Origin of the sequence: Parafrankia sp. Ea1.12 (genome assembly GCF_900465275.1) — a bacterium.
Lineage (GTDB): Bacteria > Actinomycetota > Actinomycetes > Frankiales > Frankiaceae > Parafrankia > Parafrankia soli.
On record NZ_UBIZ01000455.1, the window covers coordinates 22,493 to 28,492 of the forward strand.

The window sequence follows — 6,000 nt, forward strand, 5'->3', positions numbered from 1 at the left end:
ATCCGCTTTCTGCCTTTCTCCTCGCCAGCCCACCCTTCGCCCTTGGCCCTCGCTCGTCGCGGAGCAGGGCGACGTCGGCCCGCCGGGCGGCCCCGGTCGCAAAAGCTTGACCTGAAGTCAACTTCAGGTATTAGCGTCCGAGCCGGCTCGTGATCCCCCGGCCGTCCGGCCGAGGGGCCGCGCCCCGAACGCCGCCGGCGCGCCCACCTGGGACGCGCGGAAAACTGTCGGACCTCCGTGTTCCGATACGTGCGGCCGTACGGACCTCGGCGACGGACAGGTGGTGTTCAGATGAGCATGGAGTTCGCGGCCTGGAACTCGATGTATTCGGCGATGCACGCCCAGGAGGAGCGGCGCCCGTTCTCCCGGGCGACCGTGCGCCGGATCGCGGGATTCGCCCGGCCGCACCGCCGCACCCTGGGCCTGTTCCTGGTGACGAGCATCGCCGGAGCCGTCCTGGCGGTGGCGACGCCGGTGCTGGCCGGCCGGGTCGTCACCGCGATCGTGGACGGCTCCCGCCCCCGCACGGTCATCGTCCTCGCGGCGCTGATCGCGGCGATCGCGGTGGCCGAGGCCGCCCTCGGCGTACTCAACCGCTGGCTGTCCGCCGGCATCGGCGAGGGCCTCATCCTCGACCTGCGCACCGCGGTGTTCGACCACGTCCAGCGGATGCCGATCGCCTTCTTCACCCGCACCCGCACCGGTGCCCTGGTAAGCCGGCTGAACAACGACGTGATCGGCGCCCAGCGCGCCTTCAGCGACACCCTGTCAGGAGTCGTCGGCAACCTCGTCGCGCTCCTGCTCACCCTCGTCGTCATGATCAGCCTGTCCTGGCAGATCACCCTGCTCGCGCTGGTCCTGCTCCCCGTGTTCGTCCTGCCGGCACGGCGGATGGGCTCCCGCCTCGCCCGCCTGGAGCGCGAGGCCGCCCACCACAACGCCGTCATGGGCTCGCGGATGACGGAGCGCTTCTCCGCCCCCGGCGCCACCCTGATCAAGCTGTTCGGCCGGCCCGCCGACGAATCCGCCCAGTTCGCCCGCCGCGCCCAGCGGGTGCGCGACATCGGCCTGCGCACCGCCATGGTCCAGTGGGTGTTCGTGACGGCCCTGACCCTCGTGTCCGCCCTCGCACTGGCGCTCGTCTACGGGCTGGGCGGCTACTACGCCCTGCGCGGCGAGCTGGAGCCCGGCGCCGTCGTCGCCCTGGCGCTCCTGCTCACCCGCCTCTACGCGCCGCTGACCTCACTGGCCAGCGCCCGGGTGGAGGTGATGAGCGCTCTGGTCAGCTTCGAGCGGGTGTTCGAGATCCTCGACCTCGAGCCCCTCATCGTGGAGCGCCCCGACGCCCGCCCGCTGCCCGCCGGCCCGGTGTCGGTGGAGTTCGACCACGTGCACTTCGCCTACCCCTCGGCCGACGCCGTGTCACTGGCGTCGCTGGAGGAGGTGGCCGTCCTGGACGAGCGCGAGAACGGTGAGGTGCTGCACGACGTCTCGCTGCGGGCCGAGCCGGGCCAGATGATCGCCCTCGTCGGTTCGTCCGGGGCTGGAAAATCGACGATCGCCCAGCTCATCCCGCGTCTCTACGACGTGGGCTCGGGTGCGATCCGGCTGTCCGGGGTGGACGTCCGCGACCTGACCGCGGACTCGCTGCGCGAGACCATCGGCATGGTCACCCAGGATGACCACCTCTTCCACGACACCGTGCGGGCGAACCTGCTGCTGGCCAGGCCCGAGGCCACCGAGGCCGAGCTGTGGGACGTGCTGGGCCGGGCCAGGCTGGCGGACCTGGTGACCCAGCTTCCCGACGGGCTGGACACCGTGGTGGGGGAGCGGGGCTACCGCCTCTCCGGCGGGGAGCGCCAACGCCTCACGATCGCCCGCCTGCTGCTGGCCCGCCCCCGGGTGGTGATCCTGGACGAGGCCACCGCGCATCTGGACTCCACGTCCGAGGCGGCCGTGCAGGAGGCGCTCGGCGAGGCGCTGGCCGGCCGGACAGCGCTGGTGATCGCGCACCGGCTCTCCACCGTGCGGTCGGCCGACGTCATCCTCGTCATCGAGGCCGGCCGGATCGTCGAGCGCGGCAGCCACCCCGAGCTCATCGCGGCGGGCGGTCGTTACGCCGAGCTGTACCGGACCCAGTTCGAGCAGCGGGACCCCGTCGCGGAGGTGCCGCTTCAGCCTGCGCCTGCGCTCGCCGGCGCCGAGTAGGCCCGGTGGCGGCGAGCGCAGGCGGCGGTTGGCGCGGCAGCGTGCCAGCCATGGCGAGCGCGGCGGCCAGCGCCGTGGCGGGCGCGGTGGGTACGGCTGCGCCCGCCACGGTGTGGTCAGCCGGCTGGCAGCGCCTTCGACCACAGGACACCGCCGGCCGCGTCACGCAGCTCGACGGTCAGCGCGCGGGAGCCGCCGTCGATCGCGAGGCGGCCGAAGAACTGCAGCCCGGCGGAGGGAGGGAGGTTCGACTGGCCGGGCGGAGGCGTCCGGGCGAAGACCTGCTCGGGACCGAAGGTGGGATCGAGCGCGTTGGGGCCGAACGTGCCCGCGTTCAGCGGCCCCGCCACGAACTCCCAGAACGGGTCGAAGTCCCGGGTGGCGGCCCGGTCGGGGTGATAGCTCAGCGCCGCGGTGTAGTGCACGTCCGCGGTGATCCATACGGTGTTGCGCACCCGGTTGCGCCGGATCGCCGAGAGGACCTGCCCGATCTCGACCTCACGACCCAGCGGCACCCCGGGCGAGCCCTGCGCCACTCCCTCGATGGCGGTGGTGCCGTCCGGAACGACGATGCCGAGCGGCAGGTCGTTCGCGATCACCTTCCAGGTCGCCCTGCTCCTGGTCAGGCCGTCGATGAGCCAGTCCCGCTGCCGGGTGCCGAGAATCGCCGCGCCGGCCGGATCCGTCTGCCCCACCCCGTTGTTGTTCTTGTAGCTGCGCATGTCCAGGACGAACACGTCCAGCAGCGGGCCGTAGGAGATCTTGCGGTACAGCCGGCCCGCCGGGTCCGGCCGGCCCGGCAGTGTGGGGGTGTACTCGAACAGAGCCTGCCGCGACCGGGCGGACAGGACGTCCACGCGCTTCTCGGTGTACCGGTCATCGGTGAGGATCTCGCCCGGATACCAGTTGTTCGTGGTCTCGTGGTCATCCCACTGGAACACCCAGGGAACCTCGCGGTTGAACGCGAGCAGGTTCGCGTCCATGAAGTTGTAGCGGAAGTTCCCGCGGAACTCGGCGAGGGTCTCGGCGACCTTGCGCTTCTCGTCGGTGACCAGGTTGCGCCACACACTGCCGTCGGGCAGCGCGACCGTCTCGGCCAGCGGCCCGTCGGCGTAGACGAAGTCACCCGAGCAGATGGCGAAGTCAGGCGACAGCCGGCGCATCGTCTCGAAGATCGTCATTCCGCCGCGGTCGGGGTTGATTCCCCAGCCCTGGCCGCAGACATCACCGGACCACACCAAAGACACGTCCCGGGGGCGGACCGGCGCGGTCCGCAGACGTCCGACCAGGGTCTCGCCGACGCGGCGCGGATCATCCGCCGCCGCCAGCCGCACCCGGTAGAAGACCTCGCCGCCGGGCGGGAGCCCGTTCACGGCGACGACCCCGGTGCGGTCCGTGGCATCGGTGAGACGCGTGACGCCCACCGTCCGCGCCGACCGGAACGACTCGCTGCCTGACACCTCCACGGTCATCAGCGCCGGGCGGTCCGAGCGGGCCCAGATCACGGCGCCGCTGGTGTCGACATCGCCCGCCTGCACCCCGGAGGTGAACGCCGGGCGCCCGCCCAGCACCTGCCCCGGCCCGCCGGCGGCGACCGCCGGCGCACCGGTCGCGGCGCCGGCCCGCCCGGCCCCGCTCCCCAGCCCGACGACGCCGGCGGTCGCCACGACGGCGCCGCCGCGCAGCAGCGCCCGGCGTCCCACTCCGGCCGGCCCGAGCTCCGCCGGACCGTTCTCGAGGGGTGACGTGGATCGGTGGTCAGGTGCGGTCATGAGCGTCCTTCCTCCGGCCGCACCGGCCCCGCGCGCGCCCCGGCGGTCGCTCCCCCATGGCCGCCATCCCGCGCGGTGGCTCCGGCGCGGCGTCAGCGCGATGGCCCCAGTGGGGAGAAGCCTGGCAATCACGGCGATCCGGCGACCGACTCCCCGCCGACGCTCCGCGTACGGCGCGATGAACGTTGCGGAACGCGATGAACATCGCGCAGAGGTATGAGCGGTGGGGACGGGCGGGCCAGTCAGCCCGGCAGCCGGCCAGCCGGCTGGTGAGGCCCCGATCCCGGCTGGTGAGGTCCAGAGCCGGCTGGTGAGGTCAAGAACCCGGCTGGCGAGGTTCTGAACCCGGCCGCGGGCGGCGCGGAACAGTCCCGGTGGCGATCTGGCCCGGTCGGAGGGTGTCTCCGCGCGGGCGCTCCTGACCAGCGCGGACGGGACCACCAGGTGGTCCCGTCCGTGAGTGCATAGCCTATGATTTCCGCCCCAAGCGCTGTTTTCCGTGTGGTGCGCCGGAGGGAGACCCTGGATTGGGCGGGCGACCGGGTGTGCCACGGGATCCAGAGCGGCGATCCAGAACGCTCCCGTTCGACCTGCGCGGCGGAGGCCGGCCGCCCCGCAGCGCCTCCTCGCAGCTCTCCCGGGTGCTCCTCGGCTTCCTGTCCGTCCTGGTCTTCGCCGTCACCGCGGGCGGATGGGCCGTCTACACGTACGCCAACGGCCGCATCGGGCAGGTCAACCTCGACCTCGGTGACGACCGGCCCGAAGAGTCCGAGGGCGCCACCAACTTCCTGCTCGTCGGCACGGACAGCCGTGCGGGCCTCGAAGGGCAGCGCTCCGATACCACGATCCTCGCCCACTTCGGTGAGGACGAGACCGTGACCATGCTGTCCATCCCGCGCGACACCTACGTCACGATCCCCGAGTACACCGACACCGACGGGCGCAAGCACGCCCGGCACAAGGCCAAGTTCAACTCCGCGATCTCCGACGGCGGCCCGTCACTGCTGGTCCGCACGATCGAGTCGCTGACCAACATGCGCATCGACCACTACGTCTCGATGGACCTGGCGGGCTTCAAGTCGATCACCGACGCGATCGGCGGCGTGGACGTCTGTGTCCTACCCTCGGACCACAAGGAGTTCGTCGCCGAGAACGGCCGGACGAGCCGCAACACCAACGACCCGATGAGCGGCTTCGTCGGCGGCCCGGGGACGGTGCACGTCGGCGGCGAGCAGGCCCTGGCGTTCGTCCGGCAGCGGCACGGCCTGCCCGGCGGCGACATGGACCGCATCCGCCGCCAGCAGCAGTTCATGGGCGCGGTGTTCCACAAGGTCGTCGGCGGCGGGGTCCTGACGAACCCCAGCCAGCTCGAGCAGCTCCTGTCCACGGCCACCGGCGCGCTCACCCTGGACGACAACACCGATCTCCTGGACCTGCGGAAGCTCGCGACCAGGCTGAAGGGCATCGCCTCGGGCGGGGTCGGCATGCAGACCCTGCCGACCCATCCGCCCACCAGGGCCGAGGGCGCGGTGAACGACCGCGGCGAGATCCTCGTCGGAGGGCAGAGGGTGTCCGTCCAGTTCTACAACCCGGCCGATCTGGAGCGCATCGTCGCCCCGCTGGGCGGCTCCACAGGTTCGGCCCCGGGCGCCGGCGGCGCCGACGCCACCGAGGTCGCCGTCCAGGTCTTCAACGGCAGCGGGATCGCCGGACTGGCCGCCGACGCCGTCGACGAGCTGAACGGCAAGGGCTTCCGGGCAACCAACGCCGGCAACGCCTCCACCAGCAACTACGTGACCTCGCGGGTCCGCTTCGGCACCGGCCTGGACGCCGCGGCGGCCACCCTGCAGACCCTCGTACCCGGGGCACGGCTGGAGAGCGACCCCGGCATCGACGGGCTCCAGCTGATCCTCGGATCGTCCTTCGACGGCATCGCCGACGTCCCGGTCACGGCTCCCGCGGCCGCTCCGGCCGCCACCGGCGCCGAGACCGCCGCCGCCGGTACCACGGCAGACGGAGT

The 6,000-nt window shown here is 72.3% G+C and carries 3 protein-coding genes; 2 read left to right on the forward strand and 1 reads right to left on the reverse strand.

The genetic code is table 11. From position 1 onward, the window contains the following. The first annotated feature begins 291 nt into the window (after positions 1 to 291). Positions 292 to 2,208: an ABC transporter ATP-binding protein gene (locus FMEAI12_RS26770; RefSeq protein ID WP_112108265.1), complete on the forward strand. Its 1,917-nt coding sequence runs from the start codon at positions 292 to 294 to the stop codon at positions 2,206 to 2,208. A 116-nt stretch (positions 2,209 to 2,324) separates the two neighbouring features. Here the strand turns inward: FMEAI12_RS26770 and FMEAI12_RS26775 are convergent, their stop codons facing one another. Next, positions 2,325 to 3,980: an alkaline phosphatase gene (locus FMEAI12_RS26775; RefSeq protein WP_112108266.1), complete on the reverse strand. Its 1,656-nt coding sequence runs from the start codon at positions 3,978 to 3,980 to the stop codon at positions 2,325 to 2,327. A 527-nt stretch (positions 3,981 to 4,507) separates the two neighbouring features. Between FMEAI12_RS26775 and FMEAI12_RS26780 the strand changes: the two genes are divergently transcribed. After that, the coding region (locus tag FMEAI12_RS26780; protein ID WP_146776773.1) for an LCP family protein at positions 4,508 to 6,000 on the forward strand (1,493 nt) is incomplete at its 3' end.